Raw genomic sequence first — 21,578 nt, forward strand, 5'->3', positions numbered from 1 at the left:
TTCGCTCGGGAGTCGCCGAGCTGTCATCACTTCCCGAGTTGGCTTCGTCCGACACCGTCAATCCTTCCGTGCAGCGTCCGCGAAGACCTCGGAATCCGTTGTCATCACACCCTCGTTCCACTTGTCGGGAAACGTGTCTGAACAGCGAAGAATAAGCCGACAGTGATGTTCTATCCGGGCCGACACGCGGCACATATCGCTGCCGACTCGTGCCGCGTCTATCGCGTGCTCGAACGATTACGCCGAGCGCCGACCACCCCTCTCGGGGAGGGGAGGCCGGCCCAGTCCATCAGCGTTCGACTATGTCCCGATCACCATTTATAGGAGGTGTGATGCAGGGTATTGATGAGCATTCCGATGTGAGTGCGGTAGTTGAGAACGCTGAACAATAAGAAGAACAGGCCGGATATGATCCACGCCCACCGGATCACGTGGAAGGCCCAGATCCGGTCGGAGCGGTAGAGCGGCATCGCCAGGCATCCGACCGCCGCGATGAGATATACGATCGCGAAGGTCGTGTTCTCCCACCCCTGGAATTGACCCGATATCGGCTCCTGGGGCGGGGCGTCGCCCATCAGATTATACGAGAAGATGGCCGACGAAATGGATAGCAGGACAAGCCCTACCGCGCCGATCACCCAGGTCAGGGGTGCCGTGAAAGTGGCGTCGGGGCGAAAGCGGCCCTTCGCGAGGATACCGCCGCCGACGAACGCGAGCACGCCGAGCATCAGCCCTGGCTCGGCGAAAGCGATATTGATCGGCGGATTCACTGTCAGCGGCCAGGTCACCGCCATCACGGCGCTGAGAAAGGTCAGTGGCGCTCCGACGACGAGCAACGCCACTCCGGTGCCGGCCAGCGCCGCACCCTCGGCCTCGGTCTTGTGGATTTTGGTGAGCGCGTCGGCGCAGAGCAGTATCACCAGCCCGGCGCACACCCCCATCAAGGTGTTGAACAAAATCACGTCTGTCCTGCCTACCTATGGCATGCCCTGTCGACCGCTCGCGATGTGCGCAGTGCGTCTGACCGACGGAATCGAGCGGGTCGACAGGGAGATTGAGCGAAACATCTGTTTTGTACCGATTCGTCCACCGCATGCACAAGACCTAGGGAAAGAACGGCGGATAACGTTTTGATGACGCCATTTCGCTATGTCGGCGACCTCGTCACCCGGGGCGGTCATGCCGCTACGAGTGGCTCGGCGTTTCCGGGCAGGTCGATTACTTGGCTTATTTCGATCCGGAACGATACGTGGGTATGCGCGGAGTTATATTCCATTCGCCCGCAAAGCTTTACAGCCGTGCAGTCCGCGCGATGCTCGGGCGACACATCTATTTTTGAGCCGCAATTCCGATGGAATAGTTTGGCGCACAGTGCATTCGGAATGTCGCATCGCCGCGCGTAATCGCCGCCGCGTTTCAGGACTGCGAACGCGAAACCGTTCGCAGCCAGCGGCGCCTTGTCGCCGACTCGGTGCCGACTGTGCTGCCGGGTTCGTCACCACCGAGTGCTGCTTCGTCGGGATGCGTCACCCTCAAACGGTCGAATTGCCTGATCCGCGCCCGGCACGAGCGGTCGGGTCGTTCCCGTCGATGCTTGCCGAAGGGGTGTCACCGCCGCGAAGTAAGGTCGGCCGAGTGGTACGACGAGGGGCAGCGGATCCTGCGCAGACGCGCGCGGCGGTGGCGGCGGTGAGCGCGTGGCTGCGCGACGAATCGGTCGGCGCGCCCGCTCGCACCGAACTCGCGGCAGCCGTGCGGAGCACCGCGCGTTCGCTGGCGGCGTCGGCGCCCGGGCACTCGGTGGAGGTGCGGGTGCCACCGTTCGTCGCGGTGCAGTGCATCGAGGGTCCGCGGCATACCAGGGGAACCCCGCCGAACGTGGTGGAGACGGATCCGCGTACCTGGCTGCTGCTGGCCACCGGATTACTCGACTTCGAGGCAGCGGCGAACTCCGGTGCGATCAGCGCCTCCGGGAGTCGAGCGGCCGAGGTGGCGCACTGGCTGCCGATCGTCCGGCTCGGCACCGACTGAACTCGAACGCACACCGGCGGGTGCGCGCAATCCGCGCGGTCGCACCGTCCATCCCGCTGCCCGCTGCCCGCTGCCCGCGGGTCACGGACGAGCGCGATTGCCGCGGTTCAGCCCCTTACGGTCGTAGTAGCGGGTGATCACCGCGCCGAACACCAGTCCGACGGCGAGTCCGAAAAGCGTCATCCACAGTGCGCGGGTCAGGCCCGCGTCGGAACCGGCGTCGAAGTACAGAATCGACCGCGCACCGAGGAATACCTGATGCATCGGCTCGAACGAGGCCAGCCAGCCGAAATACTTCGGCGTCGCCTCGATCGGCACGGTGCCGCCGGACGAGGGCAGTCCGAGGATGACGAACAGGATCAGGTTCACCAGCAGACCCGCCGAGCCGATTGCCGCGAGCAGGGACAGTCCAGTCACGCCCACCGCGATGATCGCGAGCGCACTGTAGAGGTACAGCGCGAGCGGATGGTCGATCGGCATGTCCAGCATCTCGCCGACGATCAGGAACACCGCCGAGACGATGTTCGCGGCCACGATGAGCACGCCCCACTTGATCAGCAGCGTCTTGACGCGGGAAATCGGCGTCGGCGGATAGTGCACGTACCACGGACCGTATTCGGTCGGGACGAAACCGAGCTGGGCGTCGATCATGGTGTGGATGACCATCGCGCCGACCATGCCGGCCAACAGCAGCAACAGCGCGTAGAAGAACGCGGTGAGGCCCTGACCGGTGCCATGGGGCAGCGGGTGGTACTGCTGAGTTACCACCTGTACCGGGTCCGCGAGCGCGACCCGGGCGGCGCCGGACAGCGTGGGCGCGGGCGCGCCGCCGGGTTTCGGCGCCAGCTGTGCGTTCACCTGATCGGCCAGCTGCTTGCCGACCTGCTTGTTCACTTCGGTCAGCGCCTCGTTGCCGACCCGTAGCACGATCTGGGTGCCGAACGCGCCGGCGCGCGGATTGGTCTGCAGCGTGATGATCGGTCGTTGGATGTCTCCGGGTATGACACTGCCCACACCGAGAATGCCGAGCCGCTTGCTGAAATCGCTCGGAATCACGATGGCGCCGTAGACCTGGCCGGACTGCAGTTGTCGCTCGGCCGCATTGATGCTGATCACCCGTAGGTCGATCTTGTCCGTCGGTATGCCGTTGGCCAGCGCGGCGGTGATCTGGTTGCCGAAGTTCACCTGCTGCTGCTTGTCCGCGGTCGTGATGGTGTCGCCGACATCCTGGTTGACCAGGGCGATCGGGAAGTCGTGCAGGTTCTTCTCCGGATCGGCGACATAGTCGAAATACATGATGCCGAGCAGTGTCGTCAGCAACGTCAGCACGCCGATCGGAAAGAGCAGCATACGTGCCCATGACCTGCGCGCCGGGGCGGTAGTCGACCCCGTCGTGCCCGCGTCGTCCGTAGTCATCACGGACCGCACCGTAACAGCTGCCGGCGCTGGAATTTCGCGGCTTCGCCGCGTGGATTGCCGCCCGAACGCGGTGGCGGTGACCATCGTCGAGCGTGCACCCGTAGAATGAAACTTGCCCCCAGCCCGCCCGAACAGGGAGCACACGGTGACCAACGCCGAATTGCCGGTCGACAGCACTTCCACCAGCTCGTTTTCCGCCAACCCGGACGTCGACGAGAACGAGCCACGCGAGGAGTGTGGCGTTTTCGGAGTCTGGGCGCCGAGCGAGGATGTGGCCAAACTCACGTATTACGGCCTGTATGCGCTGCAGCACCGTGGGCAGGAGGCAGCCGGGATCGCGGTGTCGGACGGATCCCAGATCCTCGTCTTCAAAGATCTGGGCCTGGTCAGCCAGGTGTTCGACGAGCAGACGCTCGCCGCCATGTCGGGCCATATCGCCATCGGGCATTGTCGTTACTCCACGACTGGCGGAGTGACCTGGGAGAACGCCCAGCCCATCTTTCGGACCACCGCGGTCGGCTCCGGGCTTGCGCTGGGGCACAACGGAAATCTGGTCAATACGGCCGAATTGGCAAGCCGTGCGCGGGAACTGGGCCTGCTCGGCGCGTCGGTCCGCAGCGGGCGCCCGCAGCCGGCGGCGGCGACCTCCGACTCGGATGTGGTAACCGCGCTGCTCGCGCACGCCGCCGCGGACTCCAGCATCGAGCAAGCCGCCATGGAACTGCTGCCCACGCTGAAGGGCGCGTTCTGTCTCACCTTCATGGACGAGCACACGCTGTACGCCGCGCGTGATCCGCACGGTGTTCGTCCGCTGTGTCTCGGCAGACTCGAGCGTGGCTGGGTCGTTGCCAGTGAGACCGCCGCACTCGACATCGTGGGCGCCGCGTTCGTCCGCGAGATCGAGCCGGGCGAACTGCTGGCGATCGATGCAGAGGGCGTGCGCTCGATGCGCTTCGCCAATCCGGAGCCGAAGGGCTGCGTCTTCGAATACGTGTACTTGGCCAGGCCGGACAGCACGATCTCGGGCCGGTCGGTGCACGCCACCCGGGTGGAGATCGGCCGCCGGCTCGCGAAGGAGCATCCGGTCGAGGCGGATCTGGTGATCCCGGTGCCGGAGTCCGGGACCCCGGCGGCGGTCGGATTTGCGCAGGGTTCGGGTGTTCCGTACGGCCAGGGTCTGATGAAGAACGCCTATGTCGGGCGTACCTTCATCCAGCCGAGCCAGACCATCCGGCAACTGGGCATCCGACTCAAGCTGAACCCGCTACGCGAGGTCATCCGCGGCAAGCGCTTGATCGTCGTGGACGACTCGATCGTGCGTGGCAATACCCAGCGCGCGCTGATCCGGATGCTGCGCGAGGCGGGCGCACTGGAGATCCATGTGCGGATCGCCTCGCCGCCGGTCAAGTGGCCCTGCTTCTACGGAATCGACTTCGCCTCGCGGGCGGAACTGATCGCCAACGGCGCGGGCACGGAAGGCGGCTTCGAGGACATGGTCGAGGGCGTGCGCCGCTCGATCGGCGCGGACACCCTCGGCTATATCTCCACCGACGGCATGATCGCGGCGACCGAGCAGCCGCGTTCGCGGCTGTGCAGCGCGTGCTTCGACGGTGACTACCCGATCCCGCTGCCCACCGAGGCGGCTATCGGCAAGAACGTGCTCGAAGGCATGTTGACCGGGCAATCCGAGGCCGCGCTGTTGAGCGACAACGCGAATGCGAGCGCGCTGAGCCGTCCGTGAACGCAGAGTCGGAGTCCGGCTGAATGTGGTGAACGGACGTCGATGACCGGAGTCGATGTCGTCGGCGAGTCGTTTCGCGTCTGATCAAGGACAGTGTGCCGTCCTGCGCGGTAGTTGTCCCGATGGGCCTGTCCGCGATTTCCTGAGCCCGCGTGTTCTGGCGGGGTGTCGTGGTCACGCCACGGCTGTCCGTTGTCGGACGTGGCGTCCTCGAGACATCGCCGCGGTGACTGACTCCGGAACCTCGACGTCCGAGCGCATTTTCGCCCACCTCGTGCGTTATGTGCAATACGTGCGATTGTTCGACTTTTTTTCTTCGCGAAAGCAACGTCACGGAAATATTTCATGGGTACGGTGCCCGGTGGATCAGAAGTTCACTGTGTCTGTACCGATCCTGTGATGAGGGAAATATGGTGCGGCACTCGAGAAGTAGGGCCGGGATGTTGATTTCAAGGAGACCTGGGGGAAGAGCCGGTACGCGACTCATCGCGGCTGTCAGCCTTGCCACGCTGGCGGCATCGGTGCTGGCGGGCTGCGGTTCCGGGCGGACCGGAGCTGGTGGTGACGGCGTGGGCCTGCTGGCGGGAACCACGGACAAGATCTTCTCGCTCGACCCCGCGGCCGCGTACGACAACGGGTCTCTGGTCGTCGAAACGCAGATCTATCAGTATCTGCTGAACTTCGCCCCCGGCGACGCGACGCCGAAGCCGGATGCGGCGCAGAGTTGCGAATTCACCGCGCCAACGGTCTACACCTGCACCCTGAAGGCGGGCTTGAAGTTCGCCAATGGGAATCCGCTGACCGCCACCAGCGTCAAGTTCTCCTTCGACCGGATGCTGCGGATCAACGATCCGAACGGGCCGGCGTCGTTGCTCGGCAACCTCGAGAAGACCGACGTCGTGGACGAGCGAACCGTCGCGTTCACCCTGAAGGTCGCCGACGACCAGACCTTCCCCGCGATCCTGCCCACCCAGGTCGGACCGATCGTCGACGAAAAGGTGTACTCGCCGGACAAGGTGATGACCGACGAGGACGTGGTGCGGGCCAAGGGTTACTCCGGCCCTTACACCATCGCCAGCTACGACAAGAACAAGCTGGTCGAATATCAGGCGTTCCCCGGCTACAACGGCATTCTCGGCGCCCCGAAGACCAAGACGGTGTCGACGAAGTACTACGCCACCACCGACAACATGAAGCTCGACCTGCAAAACGGGTCGCTCGATGTCGGTTACCGCTCCTTCACGCCCACCGACATCCAGTCGCTGCGCAACGACAGCAAGGTCACCGTGCACGAGGGTCCAGGTGGTGAACTGCGCTATGTCGTGTTCAACCTGAACACCATGCCGGGTGGAACACCGGAGCAGAAGTTGGCCGTGCGCAAGGCGGTCGCCTCTACCGTTGACCGGGCCGCGCTAGCCGGCGGTGTCTACAAGCAGACCTATCTGCCCGCGTATTCGTTCGTGCCGCAGGGAACGCCGGGCGCGGCGGAGCCGTTCAAGGACATCTATGGCGCGCAGCCGAACAAGGATCAGGCGGCGAAGTTCCTTGCCGACGCGGCAGTCGCGACGCCGGTCGAGTTGAACCTGCAATACAACCCGGATCACTACGGTTCGAGCAGCTCCGAGGAGTACGCGGCGCTCAAATCGCAACTCGAGGCGAGCGGGTTGTTCCGCGTCAACCTGCAGTCCACCGAATGGGTCACCTATCAGAAGGAACGGGCGCGTGACGCGTATCCGCTGTACCAGTTGGGCTGGTTCCCGGACTTCCCGGACGCGGACAACTACCTGGCCCCGTTCTTCGGCCCGAACAACTTCCTGCAGTCGCACTTCGAGGACGAAGGGATCTCAGCGCAGCTGATTGCCGAGGCCACACAGCCCGACAAGGACAAGCGGATGGAGCAGATAGCACAACTGCAGCGTGACCTCGCCCAGAATTTCCTGCCGACTCTCCCGCTGTTGTCCGGTAAACAGATCGCGGTCACCGGCACCGGTGTACACGGTGTGGAGCAGACGCTCGATGCGTCGTTCAAGTTCCGCTACACCGTGCTGAGCAAGTGAGTTCGAACAACTCAGCGGGGCCCGGCACGGTAACTGTTCCGGACGCGAAGCCGGTGGCGGTCCGTGCCGGGCGCCGCGGCCTGCCGCGAATCGGCAAGGGCGGTCGCGATTCTCGCCAGCTCGCGCTACTGCGCTATCTCGGCGTCCGCCTGCTGCTGATTCCGGTGACGGCATGGATTCTGGTCACGGTCGTGTTTTTCCTCATGCGGGTAGTCGGCGACCCGATCAGCGCGGCGTTGGGTGGGCGCATGACCCAGGAGCAGATCGAGTCGCGCAAGGAGGCGGCCGGGCTCAACCGGCCGATCCTGTCGCAGTACTGGGACTACCTGTCCGGGCTGCTGCATGGTGATCTCGGTCACTCGCAGGACAATCGGCAAATCAGTGAGGTCGTCGTCACCTACGGCGCGGCCTCGCTGGAGCTGGTGTTCTGGGCGCTGATCGTGGCGTTCGCGGTCGGCATCCCGCTGGGCAGATACGCCGCCACGCACCGTGATTCGGCTGCCGACACCGGCCTGCGCCTGTTCGCCATCCTCGCGTACGCGGCGCCGGTGTTCTTCGTCGGCCTGCTGCTCAAATTGGTGTTCGCGGTGCAACTGGGCTGGTTGCCCGTGGCCGGAAGGGCCGCCACCAACGTCGAACTGCAGCTGCAACACGTCTCGCCGAAGACCAACATCATGGTGATCGACGCGATCCTGTACGGCGACCCCGGATATCTGGTCGACGTGCTGAAACACGCCGTGCTGCCGGCCGTCGCACTCGGGCTGCTGACCGCGGGCATCTTCGTGCGGCTGGTGCGGATCAACCTGATCCAGACGCTGCGGGCGGACTATGTGGACGCCGCGCGGGCCCGCGGTTTATCCCAGCGGGTGGTGACCGGACGACATGCTTTCCGCAACGCGATGATCCCGATCGTCACAGTGATGGGCATGCAGATCGCCACGATGCTGGGCGCCTCGGTGCTCACCGAGACCACGTTCGAGTGGAAAGGGCTCGGCTACCAGCTCGCGTCATATCTGTCGGCACGCGACTTCGTCGCCGTGCAGGGCATTGTCGCGTTCATCGCATTGATCGTCGCGGTGATGAGTTTCTTGGTGGATGTCCTCGTGGCGCTGATCGATCCGAGGGTGAGGTTCTGATGACCGCTCCGGAACTGCTGAACGAACCGGTGATCGTGCCTCCGATGCCACCGTCGGTGCGTCGGGGAGTGCCCGGCCTGCGCTTGTTCTCGATGACCGCGGGATTACAGCGCGCAACCCTGATCTTCGGGCTCGGCCTGGTCGGGATCTTCGTGCTCGCCGCACTGTTCGCACCACTGATCGCGCCGTACGAATTCGCCCAGAGCGCTTCCGACGGTGTCGATTTCGTCCGCCAGCAGGCGCCGTCGGCGCAACACTGGTTCGGCACCTCGGTGCGCGGCGAGGATGTGTTCTCCCGGGTGATCTATGGCGCGCGCACCGCGCTCTGGGTCATCGCGATCTCGCTGCTGTTGTCTTTGCTGGTCGGGGTGCCGCTCGGGCTGCTATCGGGGTATATCGGTCGCTGGCTGGACCGGGTGCTCGTGCTGTTCATGGACGCGATGTACGCGTTTCCGACGTTGTTGCTCGCGATCGTGGTGTCCATTGTGGTAGCAGGCGGCCGCTCGACCAGCTTCGGCGGCGTACTGTCCGCCGCGATGGCCATCACCGCCGTCTTCGTGCCGCAGTACTTCCGGGTGGTGCGTAACGCCACCGTGGCGGTGAAGCAGGAGCCGTATGTGGATGCCGCGCGGGTGACCGGGGCGTCGACCACGCGAATCCTGTTCCGGCATATCTTCGCCAACGTCACTCAGTCACTGCCGGTGATCGTCACGCTGAACGGATCGGAAGCCATCCTCACGCTCGCCGGTCTGGGTTTCCTCGGCTTCGGCATCGAGCCCACCCAGGCCGCCGAATGGGGCTTCGACCTGAACAAGGCGCTGTCGGACGTATCCAACGGCATCTGGTGGACCGGCATTTTCCCCGGTGTCGCCATCGTGCTCGTCGTGCTCGGCATGACGCTGGTCGGCGAGAGTCTCAACGAAGTGCTCAACCCAATCCTGCGCACCCGCCGTGCCGTTTCGGTGGCCGCAGGCGCCGGCATCGCCGACCCGGCCGATCGGCCGGACAGCGCTGCTGCCGCGGGCCTACCCGCCGGCCAGGACATCGGAGGAAAGGACACCACCCATGGCTGAGTCATCCATGGCAGAGCGGGAACGCCCGGCCTTGTCCATCGAATCGCTGTCGGTCACCTTCGCCACCGATGCCGGGCCCGTGCACGCGGTCACCGACGTGTCCTACCAGGTCTACCCCGGTGAGGTGCTGGCCATCGTCGGGGAGTCCGGTTCGGGCAAGTCGGTGAGCTCCCGCACGGCGATCGGGCTGCTGCCGCAGACCGCGCGGGTGCACGGCCTGGTCACCCTGGGCGCCGACACGATCACCTCGATGAGTGAAAAGCAGCTCACCGCACTGCGTGGCGGCGCGGTCTCGATGGTCTTCCAGGAGCCAGGGCGCGCCCTAGACCCCTTGTTCACCGTCGGCTTCCAGATCGGTGAGGCGCTGCGCGCGCACGGCGACCTGAGCAAGAAGGCCGCGAAGGCCCGCGCGGTGGAGCTGCTGCGCATGGTCGGCCTGCCCGATCCGGCGCACCGGGTGGACTACTACCCGCACCAGCTCTCCGGCGGGCAGAAGCAGCGGGTGATGATCGCCATCGCGATCGCCTGCGAGCCGAAGGTGATCATCGCCGACGAGCCGACCACCGCGCTGGACGTCACGGTGCAGGCCGAGATCTTGGCGTTGCTGCGCGACCTGCGCGATCGGATCGGTAGCGCGATCGTGCTCATCACGCACAACATGGGCGTGGTCGCCGACCTGGCCGACCGGGTGGTGGTGATGCGCGACGGCAAGGTGGTCGAGCAGGCGCTGGTCGACGAGCTTTTCGGCGACCCCAAAGCGGATTACACCCGCGCGCTGCTCGCTGCGGTCCCGCATCTGGGCACCGGTCAGGTCGAGCACGGTCCGACCGTTCACGCCGAGGCCGACAGCCAACCGGTGCTCGAGGTGCGCGATCTGGTGGTCGAGTTTCCCGGGCCGTTCGGTCGTCCATCGTTTCGCGCGGTCGACGACGTGAGCTTGCGTATCGGTCCTGGTGAAACAGTGGGTCTGGTAGGAGAATCCGGCTCGGGCAAATCGACCATCGGTCGCTGCGTCGCGGCTTTGCAACGACCGACCTCCGGTGCGGTGCGGGTGCGTGGCCAGGATATCGCCGGCCTGTCCCAGCGAAAGTTGCGGCCGATCCGGCGACGATTCGGATTCGTCTTCCAGGACCCGGCCAGCTCGCTGAACCCGCGGCTCACCGTGGGCGACTGTGTGGCCGAACCGCTGATCGTGCACAAGACCGGCAGCATGGCGGAGATTCGTGCCCGAGTGCGTCGGCTGCTCGACGATGTGCAGCTACCCGCCGGCGCCGAACGCAGGTACCCCCATGAGCTGTCCGGCGGCCAGCGCCAGCGCGCCAGCCTGGCCCGCGCGCTGGTGCTCGACCCGGACCTGTTGGTCGCCGATGAGCCGACCAGCGCGCTGGACGTCTCGGTGCAGGCGTCGGTGCTCGAACTATTCGGACAGTTGCAGCGTGAATGCGGCTGGGCTTGTCTGTTCATCAGCCACGATCTTGCGGTGGTCGACCAGCTGGCCGACCGAATCGTGGTGCTGCGCAACGGCGCTGTGGTCGAGCAGGGCGATCGCGATCGCATTCTGCGCGCGCCGCAGCAGGAGTACACGCGGCGTCTGGTGGCCGCGGTGCCGGTGCCCGACCCGGTCGAACAGCGTCGCCGGCGGGCACTCGCGGCCGGATTGTTCAGCGCGGACGAGGCGGGCTGATGGACGGCGTTGCGGTTGGCTGCGCCATTGTCAAGAGGGTGAGCCAACACCGGTGCGGGGTCGTTATCCGGCTCGGGTAGCGTGAGCAGGCATCTATCCGCCGATTCGGTTTGGAGCTTTCCCCGAAAATGACTGAACAGACCCCCAGTGGTGGTGCCTCGTACGCCGCGGCCGGCGTGGACATCGAGGCAGGTGACCGCGCAGTCGAGTTGTTCGGGCCATTGGCGAAGAAGGCGACCCGGCCCGAGGTGCAAGGCGGCCTCGGCGGTTTCGCCGGACTGTTCGCGCTGAAGGGTGGCTACCGGGAGCCCTTGCTTGCCGCCTCGACCGACGGCGTCGGCACCAAGATCGCGGTGGCGCAGGCGATGGACAAACATGACACCATCGGCCTCGACCTGGTCGCGATGGTGGTGGACGACCTCGTGGTGTGCGGCGCGGAACCGCTGTTTCTGCAGGATTACATCGCCATCGGCAAAGTCGTCCCGGAGAAGGTCGCTCTGCTGGTCTCCGGTATCGCCGAGGGATGTGTGCGCGCGGGTTGCGCGCTGTTGGGCGGCGAGACCGCGGAGCACCCCGGCCTGATGGACCCGGAAGACTACGACCTCTCCGCGACCGGCGTGGGCGTGGTCGAGGCCGATGCGGTGCTCGGCCCGGATAGGGTCCGTCCCGGCGACGTCGTGATCGCGATGGGTTCCTCCGGCCTGCACTCGAACGGCTACAGTCTGGCGCGCAAGGTCTTGCTCGACATCGATCGGATGTCGCTCGCCGGCCACGTCGAGGAGTTCGGCCGGACACTCGGCGAGGAGTTGCTCGAGCCGACCAGGATCTACGCCAAGGACTGTCTCGCGCTGATCGCCGAGACCGATGTGCGCACCTTCGCACACGTCACCGGCGGCGGACTGGCGGCCAATCTGGCTCGCGTGCTGCCCGCCGGCATGGTGGCAGAGTTGGATCGCGGCACCTGGAATCCGGCGCCGGTGTTCAAGATGATCGCGCAGCGCGGCCGGGTGGAGCGGGCCGAGATGGAGAAGACGTTCAACATGGGTGTCGGCATGGTCGCCATCGTCGCCCCCGAGGATGTCGACCGAGCGCTCGCCGTCCTGACCGCACGGCATATCGAGTGCTGGACGCTGGGCACGGTCAAGAAGGCCAAGGATGCCGACGCCGCCCGCGCCGTCTTGGTGGGTGACCACCCGCGGTTCTGACCGCAGCGAAGGCGCACCACAGTCCCGCATCGTCCGATGCGGGACTGTGGTGCGTTGCAAGCCCTTCGGCGGCTGTCCGTCAACCCGCGACAACGTCTGAAGGGGGAGGCCCGTCGGCCTCCCCCTTCAAACAGAAATCCGAGTCAGCGGCGCCAGTCGTCGTTGTCATCCTCGTCCCAGCGGGACAAGGAGTCGTCCGCGTCGTGCTCATCGGACAGCACACCACCACTCCGCTGGGAGTTGGGGCTTCCCGAAAGCTCGCGCTGAAGGCTCGTGAAGTCGGTCGAAGGCGAGCTGTACTTCAGCTCGCGCGCAACCTTGGTCTGCTTTGCCTTAGCCCGGCCACGGCCCATGGCTGACCCCCTCGCGTCACTGCGGGGCGGCCTGGGGTTTGGTTGGCGGCCCCGTTCGAATTAATACTCTTCCTGACACACACTTTAGCGTGTGTCAGACGGTCTCGCTTCCAGGAGTGGGTGAAGATCTCCCGAACCGGTGCCGTTTGCCCGGTTGTCGCCCCGAACGGAATCCTTACACGACCCCGGGAATCGCGCGGATCACGCCGACTCGCGCACCGCCGCCGAGTACCGCCGGGGCAGCCAGCTCGGTATGCGCATCGGTCCAATCGACCCCCATTCGATGCAGAATGGCCAGCGTCAGCGGCATTCGGGCCCGGTCATGCCCGTCTTCGATCTTGTACGCGAATGCCGATCCGTCCGGTAGCGCACCAGCGTGTACGCCGTCCGCACCGATCTTGCAGACCAGTCCCGGGGTGGCCCGCATGGTGAGCAGGTCGGGGCCGTTCGTGCCGGAAATCACTCGTGGATGGGCGCGGATGGCATCGGCCACCCGGCGTTCTGGAGAGCCGGGGTCGGACGTGGCCATGGTCGCGAACACCCGGGCCAGGTTCACCAACGAAACCGGAATGATCGGCAGTCCGCAGCCGTCTATGCCGAGATCGGCCTCCGGTTCACCGGTCAGGTCAGCCACCGTGGCGATGACCGCTTGCTGTAGCGGATGGGCCTGGTCCAGATAGCCCTCGGTGGGCCAGCCGTTGATCGCGCAGGTCGCAAGCATCGCGGCGTGCTTGCCGGAGCAGTTCATGTAAATTCGGCGCGGCTCTTGTGCGCCGGCGAGGACGGTGGCACGGGCCCGTTCATCCAACGGCAGATCGGGTGGACACGCGAGGGCGTCCTCGTCGAAACCGAAGCGGTCGAGCAGTCTGCGCACCAGTGCGACGTGGTCGGGTTCGCCGTAGTGCGAGGCGGTCGCGATGGCGAGTTCGGCGTCGTCGACCGGCTCGAAACCATTGCGCAGCAAGGTGATTGCCTGCATCGGCTTGTTCGTCGAGCGCGGAAAGATCGGTAGGTGCACCGCACCCAGCGCGAGGCTCGGTTCGCTCGCGGCGTCCAGTACCACCACCGTGCCGCGGTGCACGCACTCGCGGAAGCCGGATCGGACGACTTCGACCAGTTCCACACTCACCGTCGCGCTCCCGTGCCGAGGTGGTCGGTGTCGGGCGCCGCACCTCGGCGCTCGGCGGCCCGTGCGGCGTTGTTATGCCTGCGTGCGTGCCGTTCGGCCTGTATGCGCACGTCGTCGGAGAGGGTCGGCTCGTCGGCGAGCAGGATCGCGAGCAGGTCGGGGTCGGTACCGGTGAACAGGTCGCGGACGGTGATGCCGTGCGTCGGGACGTACTCCACCGATACCTGGTCACCGGCGCCGATCGTGCCCTCGGTGAGCACCCGCAGATAGGCGCCCGTGTCGCTGCGCAGCGTGAACCGCTTCACCCACTGCTGTTCTCCGCTCCACTGCTGGAATGTTGCGCACGGCACCCGCGGCGCGCTCACCTCGAGCACGGTGTCCCCGATGGACCAGCGCGCGCCGATCACCGCGTCGCTGACCGCGAGTCCGGCGAGGCGCAGGTTCTCGCCGAACCAGCCCGCGGGCAGTTCCCTGCCGAGTTCCGCGCCCCAGCGGGCAGCGTCGTCGTCGTCGTAGGCGTAGACCGCTTGATGTGCGCCGCCGTGGTGTTTGGTATCGCAGACGTGGTCACCGGCCAAGCCGAGTGTGCGCACCGCGACCCGCCCCGGGACCGGCCGCTTGTCGATCGCGGTTCGACCGACCCGGCCCGGCGCCGCCAGTTCGGCATGCACCACACAGACGGCGCGGACTTCTCCGCAGTCGCCCACTCGCATGGACGCTCTCGTGGTTGAGGCCGGGCGGGGCTCGGGGGTGCGGCTGCCGACGAGCGCTCCGCTTCGGTCGATGGTGTCCATCGGTGGATCAGCGCCCGCGTAGCCGGTCGACCGCGACCCGGCCGGGCTGTAACGCGTCGTCGACGGGAACCGAATCGGGATCGATGGCCGCCGCGACCGGGCCGACCGACAGCGTGGTGTCGGCCGGGACCGCCCGCTTGATCAGGGCGAGTGCGATGGGGCCGAGTTCGTAGTGGTCGACCACCGTGCCGAGCCGGCCGACCGCGCGACCGCCCGCGGTGACATCGTCGCCGATGGCCGGGCGCTCGTCGGCCGAGCCGTCCAGATGTAGCAGCAGCAGCAGCCGCGGTGGCTTGCCGAGGTTGTGCACCCTGGCGACGGTCTCCTGGCCGCGATAGCAGCCCTTGTCGAGATGGACTGCTCCGTGCTCGGCGACGCCGCCGATCCAGCGGGCCTCGTGCGGGATGGTGCGCTCGTCGGTGTCGAGTCCGATCCGGGGGCGCACGGCCGCGACGCGCAGCGCCTCGAACGCCCACATGCCCGCGGGCGCGGCGCCTGCCGTGGTCAGCGTGCTCCACAGGTCCGGTAGGTGGTCGCGGGGGATCACCAGATCGAACGAGTCCGCGGTGGGCCAGGGCATCCGGCGTAGGAAGCCGCCGCCGGGCAGCGGCGTCGCCGCGTAGACGTCGGGCAGGTCGGCGACACCGAGTGCTTCGGTGAGGTCGGCGACCCGCGGTCCGAGCAGGCTCAGCACGGCGTGATCGGTGGCCTCGACCGGCTTGGCCTCGGCCCAGAACACCATCTTCTGCAGGAACGCGAGCAGATCGGGCCCATGCTCGGCCTCGGTGTCGATCCATACGGTGCCGTCCAGGTCGGTGAGCACGAAGTGGTGCAGCACCCGGCCGTTCAGGTCGAGGTCCAGGTTCTCCGCCGAACCACCGTTGCCGAGGGCGGCGACATGTTGGCTGGAAATGGTGTGCAGCCAGGTGAGGCGCTCGCCGCCGGTGATGCGCAGCACGAAACGATGCGAGCGGTCCACGACGGCTATTCGGTCGACAGCGGCGCGCTGTTCACCGAACGGATCGCCGTAGTGCCATGCGACGGCGGCATCGGGTGAACCCGGCGCTCCCGCGACGGCTCCCGACACGCTGAGAATGGGGCTGGGCGCAACGACCACGGACACCCCCCCACTCTAGGCGTGGCTGCACCGCGGTGTGCGAACTGGGCTGTCGACCCGGTATTTCGGGATGGTCGATCGACACCGGACAAGCATCGTGTGGTGGCGGTATGGGTAATCGGGAATAAAAGGTTCTGCGAACTCGGCCGTGCGATAGGCGCGGTTCCCTCCCACCGCCTACGCTCGACCCATGGTGGATCGAGTTCTTGTCACACTCGATGGCGTCGTCCAGGATGTGGACGCGCCGTTGTTATTTGCGGACGATATCGGCGTATTGCGCGGTGACGGTATTTTCGAAACGGTGCTCGTGCGTGCGGGAAACGCGTGCGCGATCGAGTTTCATCTAGGCAGACTGCGCCGCTCCGCGCAGGCGTTGGATCTGCCCGAACCAGAATTGGGGAAATGGCGCGAGGCGGTCGAGACCGCCGCGAAGGAGTGGGGCAGCGACCGTGAGGGCCTGATGCGGCTGGTGCTCACCCGCGGTCGCGAATCCGACCTGTCCGGCACGCTCGACAAGGTGAAGTCCGGTGATCTCGCCGCCGCGGTGCCGGTGCCGACGGCCTTCGTGCTGCTGCTCCCGGTTCCCGATCGGGTCGAGAAGGCCCGCGCCGAAGGCGTTTCCGTGGTCTCCCTGTCCCGTGGGATCTCGATCGATCTCGCTCAGGCGGCGCCATGGCAGCTGCTCGGCGCAAAGACGCTGTCCTACGCGAGCAATATGGCCGCCCTCCGGTTCGCTGCGCGGATGGGCGCCGATGATGTGATCTTCACCAGCACCGAGAATCGGGTGCTGGAGGGCCCGCGGTCCACTGTGGTGATCGCGCGCGACAAACAGCTGATCACGCCGCCGGCGAAGAACGGCGTGCTGCCCGGCGTCACGCAGCGTGCTCTGTTCGTCGAGGCGAAGAAGGCGGGCTGGGAGTGCCGCTACGATTCGCTGTTCACCGCTGATCTACTCACCTGCGACAGCGTCTGGATGCTGTCGAGTATCTCGCTCGCGGCGCGGGTGAACTCGCTGGACGGTCTGCGGATGTCCGCGCCGGACAATGCAAACGAGATCATCGGACTGGTGAATCGTGGCATCGAGCGCGCGGGAGCCGTCGGCGACTGGTGACGGCCGTCGCTCGCCGGTGAGCCGCCGACCGCGGTGCGATCGGTAGAAGTAGCCTCGCCCACGCCGCCGCCCCGTGATCTCCGTCCTACTCGGACGGGCACGGGGCGGCATTGTGCATGGGAAACGTGGCGCTACCTGCCGAACCCCCCGGTGTGTCGCGGACTGGGGATTGTCGTCTTCGGTCGGCTCCGACGTAGGCTTACTACGTAACGTCGTAGATCGACAGGAGGTCGGCGTGGACGCCTTGGATATCTCCCGATGGCAGTTCGGCATCACGACGGTTTATCACTTCCTGCTGGTGCCGCTCACCATCGGTCTCGCGCCGCTGGTGGCCGCCATGCAGACGGCGTGGGTGATCACCGGCAAGGAGCATTGGCTGCGGCTGACCAAGTTCTTCGGCAAGCTGTTTCTGATCAACTTCGCACTCGGCGTCGCGACCGGCATCGTGCAGGAATTCCAGTTCGGGATGAACTGGAGCGAGTACTCCCGATTCGTCGGTGACGTCTTCGGCGCCCCGCTCGCCTTGGAAGGCCTGGTCGCCTTCTTCATGGAATCGACCTTCCTCGGACTGTGGATCTTCGGCTGGACTCGCCTGCCGAAACTGGTGCACCTGGGCACGATCTGGATGGTCGCCATCGGCGTCAACGCCTCGGCGTACTTCATCATCGCCGCCAACTCATGGATGCAGCATCCGGTCGGCGCCAGGTTCAACCCGCAGACCGGACGCGCGGAACTCGACAGCATCGTCGCGGTGCTCACCAACAACACGACGATGGCGGCCTTTCCGCACGTCGTCGCCGGGTCTTTCCTGACCGCGGCCACTTTCGTCGTGGGCATCGCGGGTTGGTGGATGGTGCGCAACGCGCGCGGTGGGGACGCAGGCAAGCTCGTGGAGGCGCGCAGCATGTGGCGACCAGCGGCGCGGGCGGGCATCTGGGTGATGCTGGTATCGCTTGCCGCGCTGGTCTACACCGGCGACGTCCAGGGCAAGCTGATGTTCGAGCAGCAGCCGATGAAGATGGCTTCGGCGGAATCGTTGTGCCACAACGCACTCGACCCCGACTTCTCCGTGCTCACGGTCGGTACGCACAACAACTGCGACAGCGTCACGCATGTGCTCGAGGTGCCGTATGTGCTGCCATGGCTGGCCAAGGGCACGTTCACCGGCGTGCAACTCGACGGCGTCATCGATCTACAGAAGGTATACAACGAGCGGTTCGGTGTCGGTGACTACCGGCCGAACCTCTTCGTCACCTACTGGTCCTTCCGCGCCATGATCGGCCTGTCGGCGGGCGCTGCGCTGCTGGCTCTCGCCGGGCTGTGGCTCACCCGTCGCGGTCGGGTACCGGACCAGCGCTGGTTCTCCTGGCTGAGTCTGCTCGCCATCCCTACGCCGTTCCTGGCCAACAGTGCGGGCTGGGTGTTCACCGAGATGGGCCGCCAGCCCTGGGTTGTCGCACCGAACCCGACCGGCGATCCGAATCTGCGCCTGGTCGTGCAGCAGGGCGTCTCGAACCATTCGCCCGGCGCGGTGCTGTTCTCGCTGATCACCCTCACGCTGTTGTACGGCGCGCTCGCGCTGGTGTGGTTCTACCTAATGCGCCGATACGTGATCCACGGCCCGGACCCGGTGCCCGAGTCGGCTGGCAAGGGCGGTGATTCCGGCGGTAGATCCGTGGAAGAACCTGCTGTCGAACAACTTTCGTTCGCTTACTAGGAGCCGGCGATGAGTGTGCAAGAGTTCTGGTTCGTGCTGATCGGCGTGCTGTTCACCGGCTATTTCATGTTGGAGGGCTTCGACTTCGGCGTCGGCATGCTCATGCCGATCCTCGGCCGGGGATCCGACGCGCGACGGCGCGTGGTACTCAACACGATCGGGCCGGTGTGGGACGGCAACGAGGTCTGGCTGATCACCGCGGCCGGCGCGATGTTCGCGGCGTTCCCGGAGTGGTACGCCAGCCTGTTCTCCGGTTTCTACCTCGCGCTGCTGCTGGTGCTCGTCGCGCTGATTCTGCGCATCTGCGCCATCGAGTACCGCGGCAAGATCAACGATGCGCGCTGGCGGGCCCGGTGCGACCTCGGCATCGGCATCGGGTCCTGGATACCGGCGCTCGCCTGGGGCTGGGTGTTCGCCAATGTGGTGCGCGGGGTTCCGTTGAACGAGAAGAAGCAGTTCGCGGGCTCGGTGTGGGATCTTTTCGGGCCGTACGCCTTGCTCGGGGGTGTGACGACCGGACTGTTGTTCGCCTTGCACGGTGCGATGTTCCTGGTGCTCAAGACCGGCGGGGAGGTGCGTGATGACGCGCGGCATACCGCCCGACTACTGCTGGCGCCGACCGCGGCCGTAGTCTGCGCGTTCGGTCTGTGGACGCAGTTGGCCTATGGCGCCGGATGGACCTGGGTTCCGTTCGCGCTGATGCTGCTCGGGCCGGCCACCGCGGCCGCGGCTGACATCGTCCACCGCGACGGATGGGCATTCACCGGGACCATGGTGACCGTCGCGGCCGCCACCGCCCTGCTGTTCGGGTCGCTGTTTCCGAATGTGCTTCCTTCGAGCCTCGATTCGGCGTTCGACCTGACCATCCACAACGCGTCCTCGACCCCCTACACCCTGAAAGTGATGAGCTGGGCGGCGGTGCTCGTCACCCCTGTCGTGCTGATCTATCAGGGCTGGACGTACTGGGTGTTCCGCAAGCGGATCACGGTCGAGCAGATCCCGGCCCCGATCGGCCTGCCGCCGGGCTCGGTGCGGGACTGACACCATGGCCCGCCCGCCGATCGACCCACGCCTGTGGCGATACGCCCGCTCGGCGCGCAACTACCTGGCGCTGAGCGTCGCACTGTCGCTGGCGATCACCGGCTCGATCGTGGTCGCGGCGGTCATGCTCGGACGGGTGCTCAGCGGAGTCGTCACCGACCAAGGCCGCCGCACCCTCGGCGCGTGGACGGCCGAATTGACCATACTCGCGCTGGCGATCGCGGGCCGAGCGCTGGCCACGTGGATTCAGTCCAGGCTGGCGCACCGGGCGGGTGCGAGCGTCGTCGCGGAGCTGGAAAACGCGGTGCTCGCGTCAGGCGCGCGACTGACCCCGCGCGAACTCGACACGCGCCGAACCGAACTGGCGGTGGTCGTCGGTACCGGGCTGTCCGGGTTGCGCGGCTACCTTGTCGGCTACCTGCCTGCCCTACTGCTGGCGGTGCTCGTCCCGCCGATCGTGCTGACGGTGATCGCGCTGCACGACCTGACCTCCGGCCTGATCGTGCTGCTCACGCTGCCGCTGATTCCGGTGTTCATGATCCTCATCGGGTTACTGACCCAAGGGCGGGCCGAGGCCACGCTCGCTGCGACGACCCGGCTTTCGGATCAACTGCTCGACCTGTTCGCGGGCATGCCGACGTTGCGAGCGCTCGGCCGCGAGACGGAACGTACGCACGAGGCGGCGACGTGTGGTGGCTCTTCGACGAGTTCCCCTGGCAGCGCCCCGGGTCCAGGGACAAGCACCATGCAGCATCGCGTGCGCGATCTCGGCGACGCGCTACGCAGGCGCACCATGCGTGCCCTGCGTCTCGCCTTCCTGTCCTCGATGGTGCTGGAGATGCTAGCGACGTTGAGTGTGGCCCTTGTCGCGGTTTCCATCGGCCTGCGCTTGGTGTTCGGCGAGATGAGCCTTTACGCGGGTCTGGTCTGTCTCGTACTGGCTCCCGAGGTGTATCTGCCGCTTCGGATGGTCGGTGAACGTTTTCATGCCGCGCAGGACGGAATGGCCGCTGCGGACCGGGCTTTCGCGGTGATCGGGCCGGCGTCGGTCGCGGCAGGTAGGTCTGTCGGTTTCGGGTCGGGCGATTCGGCGGAGGGCGCGGTCGGATCGACGATATTCGCCGCACCGGACTCGGCGCTGGACGCGGCCGGCCGGCCCGGTGGTCCAAGGTCCGACGATTCCGCGGGCGATGGGGCTGGATCGATCGAACTGCGCGCCCTCTCGGTCCTGGCGCGAAACGGATTCGCGCCATCGGGGTTGTCGGCGGTCTTGCGACCTGGGTTGGTCACTGTGCTGGCCGGGCCGAACGGCAGCGGTAAATCGACAGCGGTGCAGGCGATCCTCGGTCTCGTCGCGCCGGAGCACGGCTCGGTGACTTTCGACGGCATCGACGTGCGCGAGCTGGATTGCGACCGCTGGTGGGCGCGTGTGGCGTGGCTTCCGCAGCGACCGGTCCTGGTGCCCGGCACTCTGCGGGACAACCTCGAACTGCTCGGCGCGCCTGCCTGCGGCGTTCTCGACGACCTCGAAGCCACCTGTGTCGCGACCGGTTTCGACACCATATTGGCTGAACTGCCGGAGCGGTGGGACACCGTGGTCGGGCCGGGCGGCGTGGGTTTGTCGCTCGGCCAGCGCCAGCGCCTCGCGCTGACCAGGGTGCTTGCCACCGACCGACCGATCCTGCTGCTCGACGAGCCGACCGCGCACTTGGACGCCGAGAACGCGGCCACTGTGCTCGCCGCGCTGCGGGAGCGGGCACGCGCGGGCGCGTTGGTGGTTGTCATCGGCCATCACCCCGCGGTGCTCGCCGCGGCCGACCATGTCGTCCGCGTCCGTGCCGACCACTCGGCGGTGGCGAGATGAGCGGCCCACCCACCCAGGAAACCCGTGGTGACGCACGTGTCGTCGGCGCGGAGGTCAGGGATGCGAAGGACAGGGATCTGGCGCTGTGGCCGGATGTCGGCACGGG

The 21,578-nt window shown here is 66.4% G+C and carries 17 protein-coding genes; 11 read left to right on the plus strand and 6 right to left on the minus strand.

Annotated elements, in window-relative coordinates:
• Positions 1-311: 311 nt before the first annotated feature.
• Positions 312-962: a DUF981 family protein gene (locus AB0C34_RS12735; RefSeq protein ID WP_357070626.1), complete on the minus strand. Its 651-nt coding sequence runs from the start codon at positions 960-962 to the stop codon at positions 312-314.
• 673 nt (positions 963-1,635) lie between these two features.
• Here AB0C34_RS12735 and AB0C34_RS12740 point away from each other — a divergent pair.
• Positions 1,636-2,031: a sterol carrier family protein gene (locus tag AB0C34_RS12740; protein ID WP_357070629.1), complete on the plus strand. Its 396-nt coding sequence runs from the start codon at positions 1,636-1,638 to the stop codon at positions 2,029-2,031.
• A gap of 81 nt (positions 2,032-2,112) precedes the next feature.
• Here AB0C34_RS12740 and AB0C34_RS12745 read toward each other — a convergent pair whose 3' ends face one another.
• The gene (locus AB0C34_RS12745; RefSeq protein WP_357071328.1) at positions 2,113-3,381 is read right to left on the minus strand and encodes an ABC transporter permease; all 1,269 of its coding nucleotides are present in this window, start codon (positions 3,379-3,381) and stop codon (positions 2,113-2,115) included.
• Positions 3,382-3,595: 214 nt separating this feature from the next.
• Here AB0C34_RS12745 and purF point away from each other — a divergent pair, with 214 nt between their 5' ends.
• The 6 genes from purF to purM all read left to right on the plus strand — a co-directional run bounded on the left by purF (position 3,596) and on the right by purM (position 12,346).
• Positions 3,596-5,191 (plus strand): amidophosphoribosyltransferase, encoded by a 1,596-nt coding sequence (purF, locus tag AB0C34_RS12750; protein ID WP_357070632.1) that lies wholly within the window; start codon positions 3,596-3,598, stop codon positions 5,189-5,191.
• Positions 5,192-5,631: 440 nt separating this feature from the next.
• A complete protein-coding gene (locus AB0C34_RS12755) occupies positions 5,632-7,248 on the plus strand; it encodes an ABC transporter substrate-binding protein (RefSeq protein WP_357070635.1) in 1,617 nt (538 codons plus the stop codon).
• An 89-nt stretch (positions 7,249-7,337) separates the two neighbouring features.
• The gene (locus tag AB0C34_RS12760) at positions 7,338-8,384 is read left to right on the plus strand and encodes an ABC transporter permease (protein WP_357071331.1); all 1,047 of its coding nucleotides are present in this window, start codon (positions 7,338-7,340) and stop codon (positions 8,382-8,384) included.
• A 44-nt stretch (positions 8,385-8,428) separates the two neighbouring features.
• Positions 8,429-9,457 carry an ABC transporter permease gene (locus tag AB0C34_RS12765; protein ID WP_357071334.1) on the plus strand — a complete coding sequence of 343 codons (1,029 nt, stop codon included), beginning with the start codon at positions 8,429-8,431 and terminating at the stop codon, positions 9,455-9,457.
• Entirely contained in the window at positions 9,450-11,141 is a 1,692-nt protein-coding gene (locus tag AB0C34_RS12770) for an ABC transporter ATP-binding protein (RefSeq protein WP_357070638.1), read from the plus strand. Before AB0C34_RS12765 ends, AB0C34_RS12770 begins: the two co-directional genes overlap by 8 nt.
• 128 nt (positions 11,142-11,269) lie before the next feature.
• A complete protein-coding gene (gene purM, locus AB0C34_RS12775; protein WP_357070641.1) occupies positions 11,270-12,346 on the plus strand; it encodes a phosphoribosylformylglycinamidine cyclo-ligase in 1,077 nt (358 codons plus the stop codon).
• A gap of 143 nt (positions 12,347-12,489) precedes the next feature.
• Here purM and AB0C34_RS12780 read toward each other — a convergent pair whose 3' ends face one another.
• From AB0C34_RS12780 to AB0C34_RS12795, 4 genes are all read right to left on the minus strand, one after another.
• Complete coding sequence (locus AB0C34_RS12780; protein ID WP_357070644.1) at positions 12,490-12,699, minus strand: DUF3073 domain-containing protein; 210 nt, start codon at positions 12,697-12,699, stop codon at positions 12,490-12,492.
• 175 nt (positions 12,700-12,874) lie between these two features.
• The gene (locus tag AB0C34_RS12785; RefSeq protein WP_357070647.1) at positions 12,875-13,828 is read right to left on the minus strand and encodes an asparaginase; all 954 of its coding nucleotides are present in this window, start codon (positions 13,826-13,828) and stop codon (positions 12,875-12,877) included.
• Positions 13,825-14,541: an MOSC domain-containing protein gene (locus AB0C34_RS12790; protein ID WP_357070650.1), complete on the minus strand. Its 717-nt coding sequence runs from the start codon at positions 14,539-14,541 to the stop codon at positions 13,825-13,827. Before AB0C34_RS12790 ends, AB0C34_RS12785 begins: the two co-directional genes overlap by 4 nt.
• 88 nt (positions 14,542-14,629) lie before the next feature.
• Positions 14,630-15,745: a folate-binding protein gene (locus tag AB0C34_RS12795; RefSeq protein WP_357070653.1), complete on the minus strand. Its 1,116-nt coding sequence runs from the start codon at positions 15,743-15,745 to the stop codon at positions 14,630-14,632.
• A 184-nt stretch (positions 15,746-15,929) separates the two neighbouring features.
• Here AB0C34_RS12795 and AB0C34_RS12800 point away from each other — a divergent pair, with 184 nt between their 5' ends.
• The 4 genes from AB0C34_RS12800 to AB0C34_RS12815 all read left to right on the plus strand — a co-directional run bounded on the left by AB0C34_RS12800 (position 15,930) and on the right by AB0C34_RS12815 (position 21,472).
• A complete protein-coding gene (locus tag AB0C34_RS12800) occupies positions 15,930-16,850 on the plus strand; it encodes an aminodeoxychorismate lyase (RefSeq protein WP_357070656.1) in 921 nt (306 codons plus the stop codon).
• 235 nt (positions 16,851-17,085) lie between these two features.
• Entirely contained in the window at positions 17,086-18,567 is a 1,482-nt protein-coding gene (locus tag AB0C34_RS12805; protein ID WP_357070659.1) for a cytochrome ubiquinol oxidase subunit I, read from the plus strand.
• A 9-nt stretch (positions 18,568-18,576) separates the two neighbouring features.
• A complete protein-coding gene (cydB, locus tag AB0C34_RS12810; RefSeq protein ID WP_357070661.1) occupies positions 18,577-19,608 on the plus strand; it encodes a cytochrome d ubiquinol oxidase subunit II in 1,032 nt (343 codons plus the stop codon).
• Between the two features lie 4 nt (positions 19,609-19,612).
• Positions 19,613-21,472 carry an ATP-binding cassette domain-containing protein gene (locus AB0C34_RS12815; protein WP_357070664.1) on the plus strand — a complete coding sequence of 620 codons (1,860 nt, stop codon included), beginning with the start codon at positions 19,613-19,615 and terminating at the stop codon, positions 21,470-21,472.
• The last annotated feature ends 106 nt before the right edge of the window (positions 21,473-21,578 follow it).

This window comes from Nocardia sp. NPDC049220 (assembly GCF_040647855.1).
Lineage (GTDB): Bacteria > Actinomycetota > Actinomycetes > Mycobacteriales > Mycobacteriaceae > Nocardia.